The organism is Baekduia alba (assembly GCF_028416635.1).
Classification (GTDB): domain Bacteria; phylum Actinomycetota; class Thermoleophilia; order Solirubrobacterales; family Solirubrobacteraceae; genus Baekduia; species Baekduia alba.
The window spans coordinates 3,392,829-3,414,244 of sequence record NZ_CP114013.1 but is presented as its reverse complement, the minus strand read 5'-3'; the positions used below and the strand labels follow the sequence as shown (position 1 = coordinate 3,414,244).

Here is a 21,416-nt window from a genome sequence, read left to right as displayed (position 1 = left end):
CTACCGCTCGGACCGAGATCGGTGATCCGAATGCGCCCGTTCTCTCGAACATGATCAACGTGAGGATCGGAGTCATCGGAGCAGGCGTCTCGGGTCTCGTCGCGGCGCATGCGCTGCATCGGGACGGGCACGAGGTCGCGGTGTTCGAGGCCAACGGCTATGCCGGGGGGCACACGAACACGATCACGGTCGGCGGCCAGCTGGACGTCGACACCGGCTTCATCGTCTTCAACGACCGCAACTACCCCAACTTCGAGCGGCTGCTCGGCCAGCTCGGCGTCGCGTCGCAGCCGTCGGACATGAGCTTCGGCGTGGGGGACGAGCAGGGCGACTTCGAGTACGCCTCGACGTCGGCCAACGGGCTGTTCGCGAAGCGCGCGCATCTCGCGTCGCCGACCTTCCACCGCATGGTGCTCGACGTCCGGCGCTTCCAGCGCGACGCGCGCGCGCTGATCGCGTCCGACCAGGATCCGTCGCTCGCCGAGTGGCTCGAGGACAACAACTACTCCAAGGCGTTCGTCGACCGCCTGATCGTGCCGCAGGCCGCCGCGGTCTGGTCCGCCGACCCCGACCAGATGTGGTCGTTCCCAGCGCGCTTCCTCGTCCAGTTCTTCGACAACCACGGGATGCTCGACCTCAAGGAGCGCCCGCAGTGGCGGACGGTCCGGGGCGGATCGCGCCAGTACGTCGAGGCGCTCACCGCGCCGTTCAAGGACAGCATTCGCCTCGCCACACCGGTCCGCTCGCTGACCCGCGACGACGACGGCGCGACGATCGACGGCGAGCGCTTCGACCACGTCGTGCTCGCCACCCACGCCGACCAGACCCTGCGGATCCTCGGCGACGGCGCGACGGCCTTGGAGCGCGAGCTGCTCGGCGCGTTCCCCTACGCGCCCAACGAGGCCGTCCTGCACCACGACGAGCGGCTGCTCCCGCGCCGCCGCCGGGCCTGGGCGAGCTGGAACTACCACCTGCTCTCCTCGCCGACCGGCAAGCCGACCGTCACCTACCACATGAACCGCCTGCAGTCGCTGGACGCCGACCGGCAGTGGTGCGTCACGCTCAACCACACCAGCGCGATCGACCCCAACAAGATCGTGCGGACGATCCAGTACGCGCACCCGGTCTTCACCCGCGAGGGGATGGCCGCCCAGAAGCGCGTCGCGGAGATCTCCGGCGGACGCGGTCGGACGCACTTCGCCGGCGCCTACTGGGGCTGGGGCTTCCACGAGGACGGCGTCGTCAGCGGCCTGCGCGTCGCCCGCGAGCTGGGCGTCGGGGTGCACGTCGCGTGATCGCGCCGGCCCTCTACGTCGGCACCGTCCGCCACCGGCGCTTCGCGGTGCGCGAGCACGCGTTCCGCCACAAGCTCGCGCTCGCCTACGTCGACCTGGAGCGCCTGCCCGCGCGCGCCGGCCGGCTCGTCCGCTTCGACCCCGACGACTACCTGAGCCCTCTGCGCGTTCGCGCGCTGACGGGCGGCGACGGCCCGATCGGCCTGCTCACCCAGCCGCGCAGCCTCGGCAAGGCCTTCAACCCGGTCAGCTTCTACTACGCCTACGACCGCGACGCCACGCTGCACGCCGTCGTCGCCGAGGTGACCAGCACGCCCTACGGGCAACGCCATGCCTATGTGCTGCAGGCCCAGGCCGGGGAGCGCGTGCACCGCGCCGAGGACATGGCCAAGCAGCTGCACGTCTCGCCGTTCATGGGCATGGACCAGCACTACTCCTGGTCGACGACCCAGCCCGACGAACGGCTCAGCGTCCACATCGAGAGCCGCGACGACGGCGCAGGCCGCGCGTTCGACGCGACGCTGAGCCTCAGGCGCACCCCGTTCAGCCGGACGCGCCTGCTCGGCGGCTCGCTGCGCACGCTGACCCTCATCTACGCCCACGCCTTCGCGCTTGCGCTCAAGCGCGTCCCGATCCACGCACGTCCCGAGGAAGCCCGCCCGTGACCGACCGTCTCGCCCGCCGCATCGCCCTGTCCGTCCTGCGCCGCATCGACGTCGGCCGTCTCACGGTCGTCGAGGACGGCCAGCGCCTGACGTTCGGCCGCGGCGCCCCCGAGGCGACCGTCCGCGTCCACGACCCGCGCGCGTGGTCCAAGCTCCTGCTGGGCAGCCGCGGCATGGCCGAGGCCTACCGCGACGGCCTGTGGGACTCTCCGGACCTGGCCGCCGTGATCCGCGTCGCCGCCCGCAACGCCACCGGCCTGGACGCCGTGCGGCGCCGGGCGACGCCGATCCGCGAGCCGTTCCAGCGCGCCCGCGCCGCCTTCCGCCGCAATACGCCGCGCCGCGCCCGCAAGGACATCGAAGCCCACTACGACCTCGGCAACGAGCTCTTCGGGCTGATGCTCGACCCCACCATGATGTACTCGAGCGCCGTCTTCGCGCACCCGCAGATGACGCTGCAGGAGGCGTCGGTCGCCAAGCTGGACCGCATCTGCGACAAGCTCGACCTCGGCCCCGACGACCGGGTCCTGGAGATCGGGACCGGCTGGGGCGGCTTCGCGGTCCACGCCGCGGCGACCCGCGGCTGCCACGTGACGACGACCACGATCTCGCGCGAGCAGCACGACCACGCCGTGGCCCGCGTGCGCGAGCGGGGCCTCGAAGACCGCGTGACCGTCCTGCTCGACGACTACCGCGACCTCGACGGCCAGTACGACAAGCTCGTGTCGATCGAGATGATCGAGGCCGTGGGCTGGAAGGACTTCGACACGTTCTTCGCGGTGTGCAGCGACCGCCTCGCGCCCGACGGCGCGATGCTGCTGCAGGCGATCGTCATGGACGACCGCGCCTACAAGGTGGAACGCGCGAGCCGGTCGTTCATCCGCACGTTGATCTTCCCCAACGGCTGCCTGCCCTCGCGCGAGGTGATCGCCCGCTGCGTCGCGCGCGACACCGACCTGCACGCCGTCCACCTCGAAGACCTCACGCCGCATTACGCCGAGACCCTCCACCGGTGGCGGGTCAACTTCGACGGCGCGACGAGCGAGTTGGAGGCCTTGGGCTACGACGAGCGCTTCCGCCGCCTGTGGCGGCTGTACCTCGCCTACTGCGAGGCCGGCTTCGCCGAGCGCCGGATCGGCCTGATCCAGACCGTGCTGGCCAAGCCGCACTGGCGGCCGGAGCCTGCGGTCCCGGCGCCCGCCGCGCTGGAAGCGGTGACGGCATGACCCGCGCCCGCGGCGCCGCGCTCGCGGTCCTCGGCCTGCGCGTCGCCTACGGCGTCGGGCTCGTCGCGGCCCCCGAGCGCCTGGCCCGCCGCTGGCTGGGCCCGAGCGCCGCGACCGGCCCGACGCAGGTCCCGCTGCGGGCGCTCGGCGTGCGCGAGACGGCCATCCACGCCGGCGCGATCGCCGCGACGCTGCGCGGCGAGGCGGTTCGTCCGTACCTCGCGGCGTCGATCGTGGGCGACCTGTCGGACATCGTCGCCACGACGGTGGCGCGCCGCGAGCTGCCGGGCGAGGCGCCCGTGGCCACCGCGGTCGTGGCGGGGATCTCGGCGGCCCTCAGCGCAGCCGTCGCGGTCGCGCTCGACCGCTGAGTCGGACGCTCTGACCGGGTCGCCGCCTCCTTAACATCTAGACTCGCCCGCGCATGAAGCAGTCGTCCCCACGGGTTGCCTTGGTCCACGATTTCCTGCTCGACCTCCGCGGTGGCGAGCGGGTGTTCCTGGCGCTGTGCGAGCAGTTCCCGGACGCCGACATCTTCACGGCCGTGTACGACCCGGTCGGGACCGAGGGCCGCTTCGAGCAGCGCAACGTCCACACGTCGTTCCTGCAGCGGCTGCATCCCAACGCCACGTCGTTCCGGCGCCTGCTGCCCCTGTACCCGTACGCGATGGAGGCGCTGGACCTCGCCGGCTACGACCTCGTGCTCAGCAGCTCGTCGGCCTGGGCGCACGGCGTGCTGCCGTCCGAGGACGCGGTGCACGTCTGCTACTGCCACAACCCGTTCCGCTACGCCTGGAACGCGCGCGAGGCGACCCTCCGGGCCCACGGTCCGGTCGTCCGCGCGGCGCTCGGCGCGGTGCTGCAACGCTGGCGCCAGTGGGACTGGATCGCCGCGCAGCGCGTCGACCGCTACGTCGCGAACTCCGAGACCACGCGCCGGCGCATCGCCCGGTACTTCACGCGCGAGGCCGACGTCGTCTACCCGCCGGTCGAGATCGAGCGCTTCGCGCCCGGCACGGTCGGCGACCACTACGCCGTCCTGTCGGAGCTGATGCCGCACAAGCGCATCGACCTCGCGGTCCGCGCGTTCAACCAGCTCGGGCGCCCGCTCGTCGTCATCGGCGACGGGCCGGACGCGCGGCGCCTGCAGCGGATGGCCGAGTCCAACGTGCGCTTCACGGGCCGCGTCAGCGACGCCGAGGTCGCGCGCCTGCTCGCCACCTCGCGCGCGCTGGTCGTCACCGCGACCGAGGAGTTCGGGATCGCGGCCGTCGAGGCCCAGGCCGCGGGGCGACCGGTGGTCGCGCTGGACGAGGGCGGCGTGACGGAGTCGGTGCGCGAGGGCGAGACCGGCGTCTTCTACGAGGACGCGACGCCCGAGGCGCTGGCCGCGGCCGTCGCCGCGTTCGACCCGCTGTCGGTCGACCCCGCCGCGTGCGTCGCCAACGCGCAGCGCTTCAGCAGGACCGCGTTCGCGCAGGAGATCCAGGCGAACGTCGACGCGGCGCTCGCGGCCGGGCCCAGCCCGCGCGGCGACCGCAACCGCCCGGCGCGCGGGCTGGCGCTCGCCGGCCGTCGCGCCGCGTGAACGCGGAACCGCTCGCCCGGAGGGCTCGGGTTCCGTGCGCGTGCTCGGTGGCGCTCGCACGCACGGCGCTGGGGCAGCTGGCGTGAGCGCCGAGAACCTCGCCCCGGGGGCGCGGTTGCGGGTCGCGGTCGTCGTCCCCAACCGGGACGGGCGGCGTTGGCTGCCCGGCCTGCTCGCCGCGCTGCGCGCGCAGACGCGGCCGGCCGACCGGATCGTCGTGGTCGACGACGGCTCGCGCGACGAGTCGGTCGATTGGCTCCGCGCCCAGGGCGACGTCGTCGTCGTGGGGCGCGCGAGCTCCGGCGGGTTCGCCGCCGCGGTCAACACGGGGCTCGACGCGGTGGCCGACTGCGACGCGGTCGCGCTGGTCAACACCGACGTGGCGCTGGCCCCGGACTGGCTGGCGCGCATGACCGAGGTGTTGGAGGCCGCACCCGACGCGGGGTCCGTCGCGTGCAAGATGGTGGGGATGGACGACGCCGGCCTGATCGACGACGCGGGGGACACGCTGCGGCGCGACGGCGTCTGCGAGCAGCGCGGGCGCGGACGCCTCGACGACGGCCGCTTCGACGTCCCGGGCGACATCTGGGGCGCGTGCGCGGGCGCGGCGCTGTACCGGCGCGACGCGGTGGCGCAGGTCGGCGGCTTCGACGAGTCCTACGGCATGTACCTGGAGGACGTCGACCTGGCGCTGCGCCTGCGGCTCGCCGGTTGGACGTGCCGCTACGAGCCGGCGGTCGCGCGCCACGCGGGCGCGGGCAGCGGCGCGCCGGTCGGCTACTGGGTCGCGCGCAACTCGCTGCTGCTCTCGGTCCGCTGGTTCCCGGTCCAGTGGGCGCCGTACGTCGCCTACCGGCAGGCCTCGTGGCTGGTCGACGCGGCCCGCCGGGGGCCGAACGCGCTGCGCTCGCACCTGCGCGGGCTGCGCGACGCGGTGCCGCGGCTGCCCGACGTGTGGCGCGCCCGCCACGGGGTCGGCGGGACGCAGCGCGCCGCGATGGAGCGCGCGGTCCCGTGGCGCCCGTGGCGCGGGCCCGCGGCGGGCGGCCATCCAGGAGCCGCGGAGTGAAGGCGATGGCGGCGCGGCGCGAGCACCATCCACCCCGCGAGGGCTTCTTCCGCGTCACCGTGGAGCTCACGCCCCTGCGGATCATCGTCCTGGGCCTGCTGGCCACCGCGTGGGCGACGATCGACCTGCGCGCCGGGACCGGCCCGCACGACGAGGGCCTGATGCTCCAGTGGGGCCACCGGATCGCGTCGGGCGAGTGGCCCTACCGCGACTTCTGGTGCAACTACCTGCCGGGCGCGCCGCTGCTGCAGGCGCTGCTCGGCGACTCGCTCGTCGTCTGGCGGATCGTGCGCGCCGTGATCGCCGGCGTGGCCGCGGTCCTCGCCTACCTGCTCGTCCGGCGCGAGACGACCAACGACCGCTGGGCGCTGGCCGCCTGGGCGGGCGTGGCCGCGGCGATGGCGTGGCCGCTGACGCCGGGGCCGACGGCGCCGGCGGTGGCGCTGGCGTTCGGCGCGCTGCTGGCGGGCCGGCGGCATGCGGGCCTGGCCGGCGGGCTGGCGGCGGTCGCGTTCCTGTTCCGGCCCGAGGTCGGCGTGGCGGCGGCCCTGGGCGCGTTCCTGCTCGGCGGCCGCGAGCACGGCGGGCGCCGGCTGTGGCTGGTCTTCGGCGGCGGCGCGCTGTTGGGGATGCTGCCCTTCCTGGTCGTGGCGCCCGGCGACTTCCTGTCGCAGACGTTCGGCTTCGCCGCCAAGCAGCACCTCCAGCGCCTGCCGTTCCCGGTCGCGCCGCGCACCACCGACCCCAACAAGGTGCTCGAGCGCGACTTCCCGGCGTTGTTGGTGGTCTTCACCGTGCTCTGGGCGGTGGCGTCGATCCCGGCGCGGCGCGGGCTCGCGCTGGTCCCGCTGCTCGTCGTGGGCCTGCTCTACCTGCTGGCGCGCACGGACGAGTTCCACCTCGTGCCGCTCGCCGCGGTCCTGGCGATCGCGCTGGCCGCGGGCGCCGCGAGGGAGTCGCGGATGGCCTGGAAGGTCGTGCTCGGCGCGGGCCTGGCGGTCATCGCGCTGCACGGCGCCGACCGCATGCTCGGCAAGGTGACCGACGGCACCAACATGGCCGGGATCGACCTGGCCGACGCCAACGGCGTCCGGACGGCGCAGACCGACGCGCACGCGTTGGAGGACCTCGCCGCCGCGGTCAACAAGCGCTCGCGGCCGGGCTCCGACCTGCTCAGCGCGCCGCCGCGCTATGACCGCGTCCGCGTCGGCGACACGTTGTTGTACACGTTGCTGAACCGCAGCAACCCGACGCGCTACGACGTCGTCCAGCCCGGCGTCGTGACGACCGCGAAGGTCCAGCGCGAGATGCGCGACGACCTGGAGCGCACCCGGACGCCGCTGGTCGTCCGCTGGGTCGCGCCGGTCGCGACGGCGACCGAGGCCAACGACTCGGCCAAGTCCTCGGGCGTGACGCTGCTCGACGACTACATCGACGCCAACTACGCGCGCGTCGGCCGCTACGGCGACTACGTGCTGCTGGCGCGGCGCCCGGGCGTGTAGCGGCGCCGCATCGGCGTCGCGGGGCGCCAGGCTTCGCCGTCGTGCCTAGGCACGGCAGGGGAGCCGGACCGCGGCGGCGAAGCCCCACCGATGCCCCGCGTGCGTCGTCTCGCGGTTGTGGCGCTGGTCCTCGGTGCGCTCGGCGCTCCCGGCCAGGCGCGGGCCGCCGGCTCCGGCACGGCGGCCCTGCAGGTCGCGCTGCTCGCGCGCGGGCTCTACGCGGGCACGGTCGACGGACTGCCCGGGCCCGCGACGCGAACGGGGGTCCTGCGCCTGCAGCGACGCGCGCGACTGGTCGTCGACGGCGTGGCCGGCGCCGCGACGCGGCGTGCGCTGGGCTGGCGCGGGCGGCCGTTGCTCGGCGCACGGGCGCTCGGCGCCGACACGCGCGGCTGGGACGTCGCGCAGCTGCAGTTCCTGCTGGGTCGCGCAGGCTTCCCGTCGGGCGCGGTCGACGGCGTCCTGGGCGCCCGCAGCGCGGCGGCGCTGCGCCGCTTCCAGGCCTGGGCGCGCCTGGCCGTCGACGGGCGTGCCGGCCCGGGCACGCTGGCGGCGCTGCGGCGCGCGCCGCCGACCTCGCCGCTGCGGCTGCGCACGCCGGTCTCGGCGCCCGTCGGCGATCGCTTCGGCCCGCGCGGGAGCCGGTTCCACAGTGGGCTGGACTACGTCGCCGACACCGGCGCGCCCGTCGCTGCCGCCGGCGCGGGCTGCGTCGCCTCCGCGGGCTGGGACCCCGGCGGCTACGGCAACCTCGTGGTGCTGGCCCACCGGTTCGGCGTGACCTCGTGGTATGCGCACCTGTCCGCGTTGGCCGTGCGCCCGGGCGCGTGCGTCGCGGCCGGCACGGTCGTCGGACGCGTCGGCGCGACGGGACGCGCCACCGGCCCGCACCTGCACTTCGAGCTGCGCCTGCGCGGAGCCGCGATCGATCCCCGCGGCGCGGTCGGCTGAGCGTCGCCCGCGAACGTCACTCGCCGCCGTCCCGCGCCAGGCCGTCGCGCACGCGCGTCGCGAGCCGCGTGTACTGCTCGTAGAGGCGGCCGCCGCTGATGTCGGGCGGGCGGTGCACCACGCGCGGCTCGAGGACGACCTCGGCGGCGAGGAACTGCTCGCGCGTGAGGTCGAGCTCCGCGCCGTCGTCCAGGCGGTTCCAGTAGTGGACGCCCTGGCGCGAGCCGTCGGCGTGACGGACCTCGGCCATCAGCAGGTCGCCGCCGAGGTGGTCCTGGAGGACCAGCGCGGTGACGCCGCACTGGCCGCGGGCCGGGTTCGCGGGCGACCAGTCCGCCAGGTCGACGGGATCGCAGCTCGCGGGCGACCAGCTCGCGCGGATCACCTGCTCGACGACGGCCAGCGTGGGCGGCGGCACGGCCGGGACCTTACGCGGCGGCGGTCACGGCGCAAGCGTCACGCCTCAACGGGGCGCGGCGGGGGAAGTTGCGACGAGCAGGTGGTAGGCGGCCGGGTCGTCGCCGACGCGCTGGTGGTCGGTCACGGGCAGGCCGGCGGCCGCGAGCGCCGCGGCCACCTCCTCGACCGGGCGGATGACGAAGCCGTAGGGCGTGAAGCTGCTCTTGCGCATCTTCTCCGGGTCGCCGAGGCCGAGGACCGCGACGCCGCCCGGGCGCAGGACGCGCGCCAGCTCCGCGAAGGCGGGGGCGAGGTCGGCGATGAAGTAGATGGTGTTGGTCGTGATGAGCCCGTCGAGGGTCGCGTCGGGCAGCGGCAGCGCGGACATCGAGCCGGCGTCCAGCCCGAGGCGCTCGGCGTCGATGTCGAACGCGAAGCGCTTGCGCGCCGCGCGCAGCATCTCGGTCGAGACCTCGACGCCGTGCACGGTCTCGGCGTCGGAGGCCAGCAGCAGCTCCAGGCCGACGCCGCCGCCAAAGCCGACGTCGGCGACCGTGGCGCCCTCGAAGGGCGCGAGCGCCGCGACCGCCTGGGCGACCGCGGGCCGGTTGCCCTTGTTCAGGCGCCGGCCGATCGCGCGCCCCGCGAGGCCGGCGGGGTGGCTGAGCTGGTGGGCGACGCCGCTATGGAACCGGGACAGGAGATCCATGGCGCGACATTACGCGCCTGGGCGGCCGGCGTCACACGTCGCGTCGGGCGAACGCGAACGTCGCCAGCGCGAGCACGCCGAGCAGGTACGCGATCGCCCACGGCACGAGCAGCGGGCCGGCGTCGTGCGAGCCGCCCAGCGGGCCGAGCTGGACCAGCGCGCCGGTCACGCCCGGGACGTCGCGGACCAGCAGCCGCAGCGCGTCGCGGTAGAGCGCCTCGAAGGGCAGGACCCACGACGCGGTCGACGCGATGTGCTGCAGCGTGGGGGACGGGATCGCGTCGCCGATCGCCCCGAGCAGGCCCGCCAGCAGGCCCATCCCGTAGGTCATCAACAACAGGATCCCGTTGGCGGTCGCGCCCAGGAACACGGAGCCCAGCAGCGCCAGCCCGGCGATCAGGACCGCGCCGCCGGCGAGCCGCAGCCCGACCGCCACCACGTGCGCCGGCCACCAGTCGCCGATCAGCCCGGTGACCACGACCGCGCCGAAGTACACGATCAACACGTACAGCGCGCTCACGCTCGCCGCCGCCAGGAAGCGGCCGACGAGGTACTCGGTGCGCGTCAGCGGCCGGACGATCAAGGGCTGCAGCAATCCGCGCTCGGCGTCGCCGCGCACCGCGCCGGCGGTCAGGAACGTCGCGAGCACGACGCCGAGGAACAGGCCGCCGAACATCGCCAGGCCGACGATCGTCGAGCCCGCCAGCGCGGTCGGGTCCAGGCCGGTGTCGTTGTCGCGGAACTGGTCGACGTCCTGGAACAGCTCGCTGCAGCCCCAGGCGTACAGCGCGCCGAAGACGGCGGTCAGCACGATCACCACCAGCAGCACGCGGCGGCGCAGCGCCTCCTGGAGCGCGTGGCGCGCGACGATCCAGATCCGGCCGGCGCTCATCGCGCGTCGGCCACCGTGTCGAGGTAGACGTCCTCCAACGTCGAGCTGCGCACGTGGACGCCGTAGATCTCCTCGCCGGCCGCGACGAGCTCGGCGACGATCCGCGGCACGTCCTCGCGCGCGGCGCCGTCGAAGCGGCGGACGCCGCCGGCCAGCTCGACCTCGACGCCGCTGCCGCGCTCCAGCTCGGCGGGCGACCCGGCGGCGACGACCAACCCCTTGTCGATGATCACGACGCGGTCGCAGACCTGCTCGACCTCGGACAGCAGGTGCGTGTTGAGCAGGACCGCGACGCCGCGGCGGCGCAGCTCCTCCAGCAGGTCGCGGACCGTCCGGCGCCCGCCGGGATCCAGCGCGCTGGTCGGCTCGTCGAGCAGCAGCAGCCGCGGCCCGCCGACCATCGCCTGCGCCAGCCCGAGGCGCTGCTGCATGCCCTTGGACATGGCCTCGACGCGCGTGGTCGCGTCGTCCTCGAGCCGGACGAGCTCCAGCAGCTCGCCGCGCTCGCGCGCGCCGCCGTCCGACGCGGTCAGCCGCTGGTGCAGGAGCAGCACCTCGTCGGCGGTGCACCAGCCCGGGAAGCGGAACAGCTCGGCGAGGTAGCCGAACGGACGCGTGACCGCGACGTCGCCGGACGTGGGCCGCACCAGGCCGCACGCGATCTTCGTCAGCGTCGACTTGCCCGCGCCGTTGGGCCCGAGCAGCCCCACCAGCTCGCCCTCGCCGACCTCCAGGTCGACGCCGCGCAGCGCCTCGTGGCGCCCGTAGCGCTTGCGCACGCCGGCGACAGCGAGCGCCTGAGCCGTCACGTCGGCGCTGCCAGGGCCGCGGGAACGAGCCCCTGGCGAGTTCCCGCCCGGAAGCCGAGCCCCTGGGCGAGGCCTTCCGCGCTCACGCGGTCAGGACCAGCGGGGCGCCGTCGGTGATGACGATCGTGTGCTCGGCGTGCGCGGAGAGCGAGCCGTCGGCGGTCCGGACGATCCACTCGCCGTCCTCGACGACGTCGCCCTCGCCGGCGGCGATGATCGGCTCGATCGTGATGACCAGGCCCTCGGTCAGCGTCGGCGACGGGCCGGGCATGCCGACGCTGAAGACCGTCGGCTCCTCGTGGATGCGCCGGCCGATGCCGTGACCGGTCAGCGTGGCGCACACGCTGAAGCCGCGCTTCTCGATCTCGTGCTGCACCGCGACGCCGATGTCGTTGACGGTCGCGCCCGCGGTGGCCACCGCCAGCCCGCGCTTGAGCCCGGACTCGGCCGCGCCGATCAGCTTGACCGCGCTCGGCTTGACCTTGCCGACCGCGACCGTCCGGCACGCGTCGGCGTAGAAGCCGTTGAGCTCGGCGGTGACGTCGAGCTTGACGAGGTCGCCGTCGCGCAGCCGCCGGCCGCTCGGGATGCCGTGCACGGCCTCGTCGTTGACCGAGATGCAGATGACGCCCGGGAAGTTGTAGTCCAACTGCGGACCGGACTGGGCGCCATGCGCGGCGAACACCCGGCCCGCGGCCTGGTCGAGCTCCAACGTCGTGACGCCGGGCCGGACGAGCTTGCGCAGCTCCCGGATCGTCTGCGCGACGACCCTGCCGGCCGCCTTCATGCCTTCGAGCTGCTCGGGCGTGTCGGTGGACATGGCGCAACAGGCTACGAGACGGCGACCATCTAGGATCCGCCGCAGATGGTCGTTCGCCTCGTGCTCCTCGTCGGCGCGGTCGCGCTGATCGCCCTCGGGCTCGGCCGGACGCATCAGCGCCACGCCTGCGACGCCGGCCGGCATGACGCGTTCGCCATCGGTGCGCGCAAGCGGCCGGTGACCGATGCGCCGAAGGTCGCGCGGGAGCTGCTCGACCACTGCCGCGGCGCCGAGCAGATCGTCGACGGGGTCTCGGCCTTCGTGCGCGTCAAGGCCACGGCGCCCGCCACGGAGCTGGCCGCCGCGGCGGTCCGGCGCGAGCCCGAGCGCCGGGACTCCTGGCTGGCGGTCGCGGCCGTGCGGCGCCTGCACGGCGACCAGGCCGGCAACCGGCGGGCGCTAGCCCGCGCGCGCCAGCTCGACCCGCTCAGCTTCCGCCGCAGCTCCTGAGCCGTCGCCGCGGCCGCCGGGGTCCTGGGAGCGCCGCGGGCGCGGGTCCTTGAACTTCAACAACGGCCGCTCGAGCAGGTAGTAGCTCAGCGTCGCGGCGGCCACGGCCACGCCGAAGACCGACAGCGTGTAGATCAGCGCGCTGCCGTGCGTCGACCAGTCCTGGACGCCGCGGAACTTGCCGGTCAGCGGGTGGTGCCAGAGGAAGATCCCATAGGAGATCAGCCCGAGCCACGCGATCGGGCGCAGGGTCAGCAGCCGCTCGGGCACGCCGCCGCGGCCGTCGACGCCGAGCATGATCGGCAGCGCGAAGAAGAACGCGAGCAACCCGTACAGGATGTGCCCGAGGATCCAGTCGCGCATCGTGTAGGTCGCCAGCGACAGCGTCGGCATCCCGATCTGGCTGACCGCGACGAGCAGCGCGGCCGCGATCGCCCACGGGATCAGCGGGCGCCGGGCGACGACGCGCAGCGGGCGCGGGCGCTCCGCCACCGGCACGTCGTGCCAGCGCGCGCTGGCGACGGCCATGCCCATCCCGAGCGTGAACCAGAAGAACGTGCCGACGATCGTCTGGGAGATCGTGTCCGGCGTCTTGTCCTGGAACGCGGCGGCCCGGATCAGGATCGACGCGGTGGCCAGCAGCGCGAGGAACGTGGTCTCGAAGCCCATCTGCGACCGGACCGGCAGGCGCCCCAGCGCCCGGTTGAGCAGCAGGGCGTAGAACGGGAGCAAGATGTAGAACTGGACCTCGACGCACAGCGACCAGACCGCGCCGATGCCGCCGATCGACCAGTCGACGTGCAGGTTCTGCAGGAAGAAGTAGTAGACCCACCAGTGGTCGCTGAAGACCAGCGGCAGGCCGGGCCAGATCGCCAGGACCGTGAGCGCCAGCCAGTAGGCCGGCACGATGCGGATGACGCGGCGCCGCGCGTAGCGGCGGATCGCCGGCCCCGACCGGCCGCGGTAGCGCGCCGCGACGAACGGCCGGTAGAGCAGGAAGCCGGAGATCACGAAGAACAGCGCGACGCCGACGTCCAGGCGGGCGGTGATCTGGCCCGGGAAGCCGTGGCCGTTGAAGCCCGACAGGAACGCCGTGTGGGTCAGGACGACCGCGCACGCGGCGACCGCGCGCAGGCCGTCGATCGGTGCGAAGCGCGGGTTGCCCGGCGGCGGTGCGACAGCGGGCTCGACGGCAGGGTCCTGCGGGTCCGGCATGCCGCCGGGACTGTACGCGCTGTCGCCGTCGTCCGTAGGCTGTGGCCCCGGATGCGCCTGCCCGAGAAGTTCGAGACGCGGCTCGCCCTGATCGCGCTGGTGGGGCTGCTCATCCGGCTGGCCTACGCGGTCGCGCACCGCAAGTACCCGGTCGTCGGCGACGCGCTGACCTTCCACATGGACGCCCAGCACCTGGCCGACGGCCAGGGCTTCATCCGGCCGTTCGAGAACCAGCCGACCGCCGAGCATCCGCCGCTGCACATCGTCGTCCTGGCCTTCCTGGACCTGCTGGGCGGCGGCAGCACGACGATCCAGCGCGCCGCGATGGGCGTGATCGGCACCGGCACGGTCGTCGCGCTCGGCGTCCTGGGCCGGACGGTGGCCGGCGCGCGCGCGGGGCTGATCGCCGCGGGGCTGGCCGCCGTGTACCCGCTGCTGTGGGTCATCGACGGCGCGATCATGAGCGAGACCGAGTACGTCCTGCTCGTCACGCTCGCGTTGTTGGCGTCCTACCGCTACCTGCGGGCGCCGTCGGTGCGCTGGGGGCTGGCGGTCGGCGCGCTGGTCGCGCTCGCCGCCCTGACCCGCGGCGAGGCGCTCGGGCTGCTGCTCGTGCTCGTGCTGCCGCTGATCCTGCACGCCGTCCGCGCCTGGCCGGATCGGCTGCGCGCCGCGCTGGTCATCGGCGCCGCGTTCCTCGTCGTCCTGGCGCCGTGGACGATCCGCAACCTCGCGACGTTCGAGCACCCGGTCCTGATCTCGACCAACGGCGACAACGTGTTCGTCGGCGCCAACTGCGAGCGCTCCTACTACGGCGACCTGATCGGGTCGTGGGCGTTCTCGTGCTTCGGCCGGCGGGCGCCGGGCGACGAGTCCGAGTACTCACGAGTCTGGCGCAAGCGCGGGGTCGACTACGCCAAGGACCACGCCGGCCGGATCCCGGTCGTCGTGGCCGCGCGGCTGGGCCGCCAGTTCGACGTCTACCGACCGCGCCAGGGCGTGTACCTCGCGTCGGGCGAGGGACGCGACCACCGCGTGCAGTGGCTCGGCGTCTACATGTTCTGGGCGATGCTGCCGCTGGGGCTGGCGGGCGCCCTGGTCCTGCGCCGGCGTCGCCAGCCGCTGTTCATCCTCGGCGCGCCGTTCTTCCTCATCTTGATCATGGGCGCCGCGGTGTACGGCTCCACGCGCTTCCGCGTGGCCTTCGAGCCGGCGCTGGTGGTGCTGAGCGCCGTGGCGCTCGACGCGCTGTGGACGCGGGTCGCGGCGCGGCGCTCGGGGCGTCAGGCGTCGTCGGACGCCGCGAGCAGCGCGCCCGCGAGCGCGACGCCGACCAGCGTCAACGCCGGCATCTCCCAGTCCCAGTCGATCGACGCGTGGAAGGCGTAGGCCGCCAGCGCGGCCGCGGGGCCGGCGATCAGCGCGGTGCCCTCGCGGCGGATCACGTCGCGGGCTGAGAGGACGACGCCGGCGCCCAGCAGCGCGAGCAGCAGGCCGCCGACCGCGCCGAGCTCGGCGAGCGTCTCGATCTCGAGGGAGTGCGCGTCGCGCGCGGGCTGGAGCACCGGCCGGTCCTCGAGCCAGCGGACCGCGAAGCCGCCGGCGCCGATGCCCTTGACCGGCGCGTCGGCGAACGCGTCGACCGCGACCTTCCAGTAGTGGTAGCGAGGCGAGTCGGCGGACGCGAGGCGGCTCGTGGAGGCGCCGAAGCGCGGGTCGGTGCTCGACGGCGTGTCGCCGCCGGCGGCGACCGCGACCGGGACGACGAGCATCGCGGCGACCAGGAACGCGGCGACCCAGCCGTGGTGGCGCGGCAGCGGGATCCGGCCCATGCGGGTGCGGCGCTCGCCCTCGACGACGGCCGCCCAGCGCTGCACGCCGGCGGCGAGCGCCATCACGGCGAGCAGCGCGACGAGCACGAACGCGCCCTGGAGCGCCGGGTGGCTGCCGTGCAGCGTCCGGACGGCCGGCGAGGCCGCCGCGATCGCGCAGCCGATGATGCCGGCCTCGACGGTGATCGCGATCGCGCGCAGCTGCGTGTAGGACGGGACGAACGCGAGCAGCACGACCAGCCCGGCCGCGGTGGCGGCCAGCGCGCCGCGCGAGAACGTGAGGTAGATCGCGACGGTCAGCGGGACGGCGGCCGCGGCGGCGGCGGCGCGCAGCGCGGGCGAGCGCGTCGCGGCGTCGCCGGCGATCCGCGCCGCGAGCACGAGCCCGACGGCGCCGAGCGCGCCCATCGCGTTCCAGTAGGTCAACGGCTGGTCCAGGCGGCCGCCGGCCGAGATCGACGGGGCCGCGTGGACGATGTCCGGGAGCAGCCGGCCGAGCAGGCCGTAGCCGACGACCACCAGCGCGCCGAGCATCAGGACGGGCTCGACGAGGCGCGCGGCGCCGGTGTCGCGGCGCAGCAGCGCGGTGGCGGCGACGAGCGCGCCGAGGTAGAGCGCGTCGCGCTCGAACGTCGCCCAGGCGGCGTCGTTCAGCGGGGCCCAGGACGCGCTCAGCGCGGTCCAGAGCGCCAGGCCGGCGAACCCGGCGAGGGCCAGGCGCGCATGGCGGTTGCGGGGCAGCAGGTGCTCGCGCGGGACGACCAGGGCCGTGAGCGCCAGCAGGATGCCGACGCCGACCAGCGCGGCGTCGCGCGCGTTCTCGAAGTAGCCGCCCTTGAAGAAGGCCAGGACGGTCGGCGCGGCGAGGCCGGCCAGCGCCAGGCCCGCAGCCGGCCGGGCGGAGGGGAGGGGCGGGCGCATCGGCGGTGCAGCGTACCCTTCGACGCCGCATGCGGAGCCGCCGGGCCATCCCCCTCGCGGTCACCGTCCTCGCGTACGTGGTCGCGCTGCTCCAGCGTCCGGGCGAGCTGGTGGCCGACACGAAGGTCAACCTGTACCTGGATCCGACCCGGTTCCTGGGCGACGTCCTGTCGTTGTGGAACCCGACGACGGACCTCGGGCACGTGTGGGCGGGGCAGTACGCGGGCTACGCGTGGCCGATGGCGCCCTGGTTCGCGCTGGGCGACCTGGTCGGCGTCCCGACGTGGATCGTGCACCGGCTGTGGCTCGGGACGCTGCTGGCGCTGGCCGGCTGGGGCGTCGTGCGGTTGTTGGACGCGTTGCTCGGCGACGAGCGCCCCCGCGGCGCGGTGCACGCCGCGGCCGCGGTCCTGTTCGTGGTCAACCCCTATGTGACCGTCTATTTCGCGCGCCAGTCGATCGCGCTGTTGGCCTATGCCTCGCTGCCGTGGCTGCTGCTGTGCGTGCACCGCGGGCTGCGGGAGCCGCGCGGCTGGAAGTGGCCGGCGGCGTTCGCGCTCGTGCTGACGTCGGCGGGCGGCGGCGTCAACGCCGGGCTGACCGGCTGGGTCCTGCTCGGTCCGGCGTTGTTGTTGATCTACGACGTCTGGATCGGCGGCGTGCCGCGCCGCGCGGTGCTGCCGTTCGTGCTGCGGCTGGCGCCGGTGGCGATCGTCGCGAACCTGTGGTGGGTCGTGCCGCTGGCGCTGAGCTCGCGCGCCGCGCCCGACTTCCTGGCCTTCACCGAGCAGCCCGGCACGATCTGGGGGACGACGTCGCTGTCGGAGTCCGTGCGGCTGATGGGGTTCTGGGGGACCTACGTCGGGACCGGCTTCGGCGGCGCGCTGCGCCCGTACCAGGGCTCCGGACCGGTGCTGCTGCTGGTGCTGCCGGTGGTCGTCGCGGGCCTCGTCACGCCGGCGCTGTCGCTGAGCGCGTTCGTCGCGACGCGGCGCTGGCGGTACGCGCCGTTCTTCTTGTTGTTGGCCTTGGTCGGGTTGGTGGTGATGACCGCCGGCTGGCCGGAGGGCACGCCGATGCGGCGCGTCGTCACCGGCGTCTACTACCACGTCAACCTCGTGCAGTTCCTGCGCACGACCTACAAGGCAGGGGCCCTGACGGCGCTCGGGCTGGCCGGGCTGGGCGGTGCGGCGTTCGCGTACGCCTGGGCGCGCTGGGGCGGCGCGCGGGCGCGCGCCGCCGTCGTCGGCGTCGGTGTGGCGTTGCTGGTGGTGTCGTGCTGGCCGCTGGTGACGGGGCGCGCCGCCGAGGGGCAGCTGCGCTTCACGCTGCCGTCGTCCTACCGCGCGCTGGCGGCCGACCTGGACGCGCGGCCGGACGCGACGCGCGCCGCCGTCTTCCCGGGCCAGCTGTTCGCGTTCTACAAGTGGGGCGGGACGGTCGACCCGGTCCTGCCGGCGTTGACCAAGCACCCCGTGTCGGAGCGGTGGATCATCCCGTTCGCCGACCGGCGCTCGTCGGACCTCCAGTTCGGGGTCGACTCGCTGGTGACGCAGGAGCGGCTGCGGCCCGGGCAGCTCGCGCCGCTGCTGGACCTGATGGGCGTCGGCGACGTCGTGATCGCCGCCGACGGGGCGCGGGCCTACAGCGGCGAGATGCCGGCGGGCGATGCCGCGCGGACGCTGGCGGGGCTCGGGCAGGGCGTGGGCTACGGGCCGGAGGTGACGGCGCGCAGCGCCGCGTCGGGCGTGGCGCCGGACGTCCGCGTGCCGCAGCTGCGGCGCATCGAGCGGCCGACGGGCGGCACCGTCCGGGTGCTGCCGCGCGGGCCCCTGACGGTCGTCGACGGCGCGTCGGGCGGCGTCGCGGGCCTGGCGTCGTTCGGCGCGCTGGATCCCGGCAGGCCACTGGCCTACGCGCCGGACCTGAGCGCGGCGGGCGTGCGGGCCGCGGCGCGGGCGGGCGCGTCGTTCGTCGTCAGCGACGGCAACCGCCGGCGGGCGTTCGTCGCGGCGCGCTCGCGCGGGCAGGTCGGGCCGACGCTCACCGCGGGCGACGACGTCTCGAAGGACGGGACGGTCCTCGATCCGTTCGGCAGCGCGTCGGACCCGGGCGCGGCGGGGCGCGAGACCGTGGCCGTGCTGGGCGGCGGCGTCAAGGACGTCAGCGCGCCCGCGTCGCCGCAGGTCACGCAGCTGCCCGACCAGCGGCCGTTCGCGGCGCTCGACGGCGACCCGTCGACCGCCTGGATCGCCGACCGCCAGCTCGTGCCGGTGCGCCCGACGCTGACCGTCACGTTCGACCGCCCGCGGGACGTGGGCTCGATCGACCTGATGCCCTACGGCGACAGCCGCGGGCGCGTGAAGTCGGTCGACGTCAACGGCCGGCGTTTCGCGGTCGAGGCGGGGTGGAACCGGTTGGACGTGGGGTTGAAGGGCGTGCGGTCGCTCGTCGTCCACCTCGCCGACGTCACCCGGCCCCACCGCGGCAACGCCGGCGCGGGCGGCATCCGCGAGCTCCGGATCCCGGGCGTGGCCGCGACCGAGTCGCTGCGAACGCCGACCGACATCGAGAGCGCGCTCGCCGGGACCGACCTGTCGCACAACGCGTTGACCTACATCCTGGATCGCACGACCGCCGACGTGCCCTACGAGCAGGGCCGCTACGTCGGCGAGCGCGGCGCCGGCCAGCTGCGCGACACCCAGGATCCGGAGCGCACGCTGCGCCGCATCGTCGCGCCTCCGGTCGCGCGGTCCTACCGGGCCGACGCCTGGACCAGCATCGACCCGCGGACGCCGGACCACACGATCGACACGCTGGTCGGCGGGCTGTACGGGGGCGCCGCGGCGGGCGCCGGCGTGCGGCTGCGCGGCGCCGACTCCGCGGCGCGGTTCCAGGGCCTCGGCCGCTACCGCGCCTCGGGCGCCTTCGACGGCGCCGGCGGGCGCGACTGGCTCGGGCAGTGGATCCCGGGGCGGCCGGCGTGGGTCTCCTGGCGCACGGCGAAGCCGGTCACCGTCCGGACGCTGACGCTCGACCGGCCCGGCGTGCGGGTGCGGCGGCCGACGAAGGTCGCGCTGACGGTCGACGGCGGCCCGCCGGTCACGGCCGGCGTCGCCGCCGACGGCACCGTCGGGCTGGCGGCACCGGCGCGCGGCACCACGTTCCGCCTCGACGTCCTCGCCGCGCGCTTCCCGGCCGGCACGCCCGCGCGGGACCGCAACCGGCGCGCGGTCGGCATCGGCGAGATCCGCGGCGCGGGCACGGCGCCGGTCAGCCCGGCGCGGCGCGGCGCGGTCGCGGTGCCGTGCGGCACGGCGACGCTGCGCGCCGGTGGCCAGACCGTCGTCTTCGGCGGGCGCGTCGACCGCGCGGCGCTCGACGCCGGCCGGCCGCTGCGCCTCGCGGGCTGCGCGCCCCTCGCGCTTCCCGCCGGCCAGACCACGCTGCGGGGCGCCGACGGCCGGCTGCGCGTCGACGGCGTCCGCCTCGCCTCCGCCGCCCTCCGGCCGGTGGCGACCGCCGGCGGCGGCCGCGTCGTCGACGCCGGCACCGGCCACGCCGACGGTCGCGACGGCGTCCAGGTCGCGGCGACCGGCCCGTCCTGGCTCGTCCTCGGCTCCTCCTACGACGCGCACTGGAAGGCGACCTGCGACGGCCGCGACCTCGGCGCGCCCCGGCCTATGCAGGGCTACGCGAACGCGTGGCCGATCGACGCCGGCTGCCACGCCGTGGCGTTCACCTATGGGCTGCAGAAGGCCGCCAACGCGTCGTTGATCGTCTCGCTGCTCGCGTGCCTCGCGCTCCTGGCGCTGCTGATCGCGCTCACGCTCCGCGCCCGGCGGCGGCGCCCTGTCGCCGCGCCCGCCGTGGTCGCGCCGCTGCCGCTTCCGGCCGCGCCGCGGCCGCTGCCCTTCGGCCGCGCCGTCGCCCTCGCGATCCCGTTCGCGCTCGCCCTCGCGCTCGGCTTCGGGCTGCGCGCCGGCGTCGTCGCCGGGCCGGCGCTCGTCCTGATCCTGTGGCGCGGGCTGCCGGACGCGCTGCTGGCGAAGGTCGCCGCGGCGCTGCTGATCGTCGGCGTCCCGGCGGTCTACGTCGCCGTCGGCCTGGCCCAGGGCGACCATCACCTCAAGGCCAACTCCACCAAGTACCCGCTCGACCGCATCGCCGGCCACTGGCTGACGCTCGCCGGCCTGCTGCTGATCGCCGTGATCCTCTGGCGGACGCTCGCCGCGAAGCCGGCGCCACCGCCGCCGCACCGCGCCGCCGAGCCCGCGGCCGACGATCGCGATCCCCTACCGTCTGCGCCGTGAGCGCCGCCACCGCCGTCGACCTGCCCCGGGGCCCCGAGCGCTTCCGGACCCTGTGGCGCCTGTGGCGCAACGAGCGCGCCGAGCCGGAGCCGTTCTACCGCCTGCTCGCGGCCTACGCCGTCGACGACCTCGACGCCCATCACGGCCCGCTCGCCGGCCAGACGATCGCCGACCTCGGCTGCGGCCCCGGCTACTACACCGACGCGTTCCGCGGCCGCGGGGCGCAGGTCATCCCAATTGACAACTCGACCGACGAGCTGGAGCTCGGCGGCGCGCCGCCGGAGGGCTACGTCCTCGGCGACGCCGGGAACCTGCCGCTCGACGACGGCTCCATCGACGGCGTGTTCTGCTCCAACATGCTCGAGCACACGCCGTCGGCCGAGCCGATCGTCGCCGAGATCGAGCGCGTGCTGAAGCCCGGCGGCTGGGCTTACGTCTCGTGGACGAACTGGTACTCGCCGTGGGGCGGGCACCTGATGGCGCCCTACCACTACCTCGGCCCGACGCTTGGCCCGCGCCTCTACGAGAAGCGCCACGGCAAGCCCGAGAAGCACGCCTACGGCGAGACGCTCTGGGCCTGCCACATCGGCGCGACGCTGCGCCTCGTGCGGAGCCACCCGCACCTCGAGATCACCGACGTTGTGCCGCGCTACTGGCCCTGGGCCAAGCCCATCATGAAGGTCCCGGGCCTGCGCGAGCTGGTGGCCTGGAACTGCGTGATCCGCGTCCGCCGGGTCTAGCGCCCGCCGGGCTCACCTGC

General features: G+C 75.0%; 19 protein-coding genes. 12 read left to right on the top strand and 7 right to left on the bottom strand.

Annotated features, from left to right (window positions below; all coding sequences use genetic code 11):
• Positions 1-50: 50 nt before the first annotated feature.
• The 8 genes from DSM104299_RS17240 to DSM104299_RS17205 all read left to right on the top strand — a co-directional run bounded on the left by DSM104299_RS17240 (position 51) and on the right by DSM104299_RS17205 (position 8,296).
• Positions 51-1,295, top strand: a complete 1,245-nt coding sequence (locus tag DSM104299_RS17240; protein ID WP_349294463.1) for an NAD(P)/FAD-dependent oxidoreductase — start codon at positions 51-53, stop codon at positions 1,293-1,295.
• Positions 1,292-1,960, top strand: a complete 669-nt coding sequence (locus DSM104299_RS17235) for a DUF1365 domain-containing protein (RefSeq protein WP_272472876.1) — start codon at positions 1,292-1,294, stop codon at positions 1,958-1,960. Before DSM104299_RS17240 ends, DSM104299_RS17235 begins: the two co-directional genes overlap by 4 nt.
• A complete protein-coding gene (locus DSM104299_RS17230) occupies positions 1,957-3,186 on the top strand; it encodes an SAM-dependent methyltransferase (RefSeq protein WP_272472875.1) in 1,230 nt (409 codons plus the stop codon). The genes DSM104299_RS17235 and DSM104299_RS17230 overlap by 4 nt, the downstream gene beginning before the upstream one ends.
• Complete coding sequence (locus DSM104299_RS17225) at positions 3,183-3,557, top strand: hypothetical protein (protein ID WP_272472874.1); 375 nt, start codon at positions 3,183-3,185, stop codon at positions 3,555-3,557. The genes DSM104299_RS17230 and DSM104299_RS17225 overlap by 4 nt, the downstream gene beginning before the upstream one ends.
• 53 nt (positions 3,558-3,610) lie before the next feature.
• The gene (locus tag DSM104299_RS17220) at positions 3,611-4,774 is read left to right on the top strand and encodes a glycosyltransferase (RefSeq protein WP_272472873.1); all 1,164 of its coding nucleotides are present in this window, start codon (positions 3,611-3,613) and stop codon (positions 4,772-4,774) included.
• Between the two features lie 82 nt (positions 4,775-4,856).
• A complete protein-coding gene (locus tag DSM104299_RS17215) occupies positions 4,857-5,843 on the top strand; it encodes a glycosyltransferase family 2 protein (RefSeq protein WP_272472872.1) in 987 nt (328 codons plus the stop codon).
• Positions 5,840-7,345 carry a hypothetical protein gene (locus DSM104299_RS17210; RefSeq protein ID WP_272472871.1) on the top strand — a complete coding sequence of 502 codons (1,506 nt, stop codon included), beginning with the start codon at positions 5,840-5,842 and terminating at the stop codon, positions 7,343-7,345. The genes DSM104299_RS17215 and DSM104299_RS17210 overlap by 4 nt, the downstream gene beginning before the upstream one ends.
• Positions 7,346-7,462: 117 nt before the next feature.
• Positions 7,463-8,296, top strand: coding sequence for a peptidoglycan DD-metalloendopeptidase family protein (locus tag DSM104299_RS17205; RefSeq protein ID WP_272472870.1), 834 nt, complete (start codon positions 7,463-7,465; stop codon positions 8,294-8,296).
• Positions 8,297-8,312: 16 nt separating this feature from the next.
• Here the strand turns inward: DSM104299_RS17205 and DSM104299_RS17200 are convergent, their stop codons facing one another.
• From DSM104299_RS17200 to map, 5 genes are all read right to left on the bottom strand, one after another.
• Positions 8,313-8,714 carry a YunG family protein gene (locus DSM104299_RS17200; protein ID WP_272472869.1) on the bottom strand — a complete coding sequence of 134 codons (402 nt, stop codon included), beginning with the start codon at positions 8,712-8,714 and terminating at the stop codon, positions 8,313-8,315.
• 45 nt (positions 8,715-8,759) lie between these two features.
• Positions 8,760-9,404: a class I SAM-dependent methyltransferase gene (locus DSM104299_RS17195; RefSeq protein WP_272472868.1), complete on the bottom strand. Its 645-nt coding sequence runs from the start codon at positions 9,402-9,404 to the stop codon at positions 8,760-8,762.
• Positions 9,405-9,435: 31 nt separating this feature from the next.
• Positions 9,436-10,296, bottom strand: coding sequence for an ABC transporter permease (locus DSM104299_RS17190; RefSeq protein ID WP_272472867.1), 861 nt, complete (start codon positions 10,294-10,296; stop codon positions 9,436-9,438).
• A complete protein-coding gene (locus tag DSM104299_RS17185; protein WP_272472866.1) occupies positions 10,293-11,105 on the bottom strand; it encodes an ABC transporter ATP-binding protein in 813 nt (270 codons plus the stop codon). The genes DSM104299_RS17190 and DSM104299_RS17185 overlap by 4 nt, the downstream gene beginning before the upstream one ends.
• Before the next feature lie 82 nt (positions 11,106-11,187).
• Positions 11,188-11,925 carry a type I methionyl aminopeptidase gene (gene map, locus DSM104299_RS17180; protein WP_272472865.1) on the bottom strand — a complete coding sequence of 246 codons (738 nt, stop codon included), beginning with the start codon at positions 11,923-11,925 and terminating at the stop codon, positions 11,188-11,190.
• 45 nt (positions 11,926-11,970) lie between these two features.
• On the opposite strand from map, the gene DSM104299_RS17175 reads away from it, so the two are divergent.
• Positions 11,971-12,375: a hypothetical protein gene (locus DSM104299_RS17175; protein ID WP_272472864.1), complete on the top strand. Its 405-nt coding sequence runs from the start codon at positions 11,971-11,973 to the stop codon at positions 12,373-12,375.
• Here the strand turns inward: DSM104299_RS17175 and DSM104299_RS17170 are convergent.
• Positions 12,325-13,590, bottom strand: a complete 1,266-nt coding sequence (locus DSM104299_RS17170) for an acyltransferase family protein (protein WP_272472863.1) — start codon at positions 13,588-13,590, stop codon at positions 12,325-12,327. The genes DSM104299_RS17175 and DSM104299_RS17170 overlap by 51 nt on opposite strands.
• 51 nt (positions 13,591-13,641) lie before the next feature.
• Between DSM104299_RS17170 and DSM104299_RS17165 the strand changes: the two genes are divergently transcribed.
• A complete protein-coding gene (locus DSM104299_RS17165) occupies positions 13,642-14,979 on the top strand; it encodes a glycosyltransferase family 39 protein (RefSeq protein WP_272472862.1) in 1,338 nt (445 codons plus the stop codon).
• On the opposite strand, the gene DSM104299_RS17160 is transcribed toward DSM104299_RS17165, so the two are convergent.
• Entirely contained in the window at positions 14,874-16,343 is a 1,470-nt protein-coding gene (locus DSM104299_RS17160; RefSeq protein WP_272472861.1) for an O-antigen ligase family protein, read from the bottom strand. The genes DSM104299_RS17165 and DSM104299_RS17160 overlap by 106 nt on opposite strands.
• A gap of 29 nt (positions 16,344-16,372) precedes the next feature.
• Between DSM104299_RS17160 and DSM104299_RS17155 the strand changes: the two genes are divergently transcribed.
• Together DSM104299_RS17155 and DSM104299_RS17150 are read left to right on the top strand one after the other, a co-directional pair.
• The gene (locus DSM104299_RS17155; protein ID WP_272472860.1) at positions 16,373-20,656 is read left to right on the top strand and encodes an alpha-(1->3)-arabinofuranosyltransferase domain-containing protein; all 4,284 of its coding nucleotides are present in this window, start codon (positions 16,373-16,375) and stop codon (positions 20,654-20,656) included.
• Entirely contained in the window at positions 20,653-21,396 is a 744-nt protein-coding gene (locus tag DSM104299_RS17150; protein ID WP_272472859.1) for a class I SAM-dependent methyltransferase, read from the top strand. Before DSM104299_RS17155 ends, DSM104299_RS17150 begins: the two co-directional genes overlap by 4 nt.
• Positions 21,397-21,416 lie beyond the last annotated feature (20 nt).

Coding starts and splice junctions, on each gene's coding strand:
- DSM104299_RS17240 (WP_349294463.1), top strand. CDS start 51: ATGATCAACGTGAGGATCGGAGTCATCGGAGCAGGCGTCTCGGGTCTC.
- DSM104299_RS17225 (WP_272472874.1), top strand. CDS start 3,183: ATGACCCGCGCCCGCGGCGCCGCGCTCGCGGTCCTCGGCCTGCGCGTC.
- DSM104299_RS17220 (WP_272472873.1), top strand. CDS start 3,611: ATGAAGCAGTCGTCCCCACGGGTTGCCTTGGTCCACGATTTCCTGCTC.
- DSM104299_RS17195 (WP_272472868.1), bottom strand. CDS start 9,404: ATGGATCTCCTGTCCCGGTTCCATAGCGGCGTCGCCCACCAGCTCAGC.
- DSM104299_RS17190 (WP_272472867.1), bottom strand. CDS start 10,296: ATGAGCGCCGGCCGGATCTGGATCGTCGCGCGCCACGCGCTCCAGGAG.
- map (WP_272472865.1), bottom strand. CDS start 11,925: ATGTCCACCGACACGCCCGAGCAGCTCGAAGGCATGAAGGCGGCCGGC.
- DSM104299_RS17175 (WP_272472864.1), top strand. CDS start 11,971: ATGGTCGTTCGCCTCGTGCTCCTCGTCGGCGCGGTCGCGCTGATCGCC.
- DSM104299_RS17170 (WP_272472863.1), bottom strand. CDS start 13,590: ATGCCGGACCCGCAGGACCCTGCCGTCGAGCCCGCTGTCGCACCGCCG.
- DSM104299_RS17165 (WP_272472862.1), top strand. CDS start 13,642: ATGCGCCTGCCCGAGAAGTTCGAGACGCGGCTCGCCCTGATCGCGCTG.
- DSM104299_RS17160 (WP_272472861.1), bottom strand. CDS start 16,343: ATGCGCCCGCCCCTCCCCTCCGCCCGGCCGGCTGCGGGCCTGGCGCTG.
- DSM104299_RS17155 (WP_272472860.1), top strand. CDS start 16,373: ATGCGGAGCCGCCGGGCCATCCCCCTCGCGGTCACCGTCCTCGCGTAC.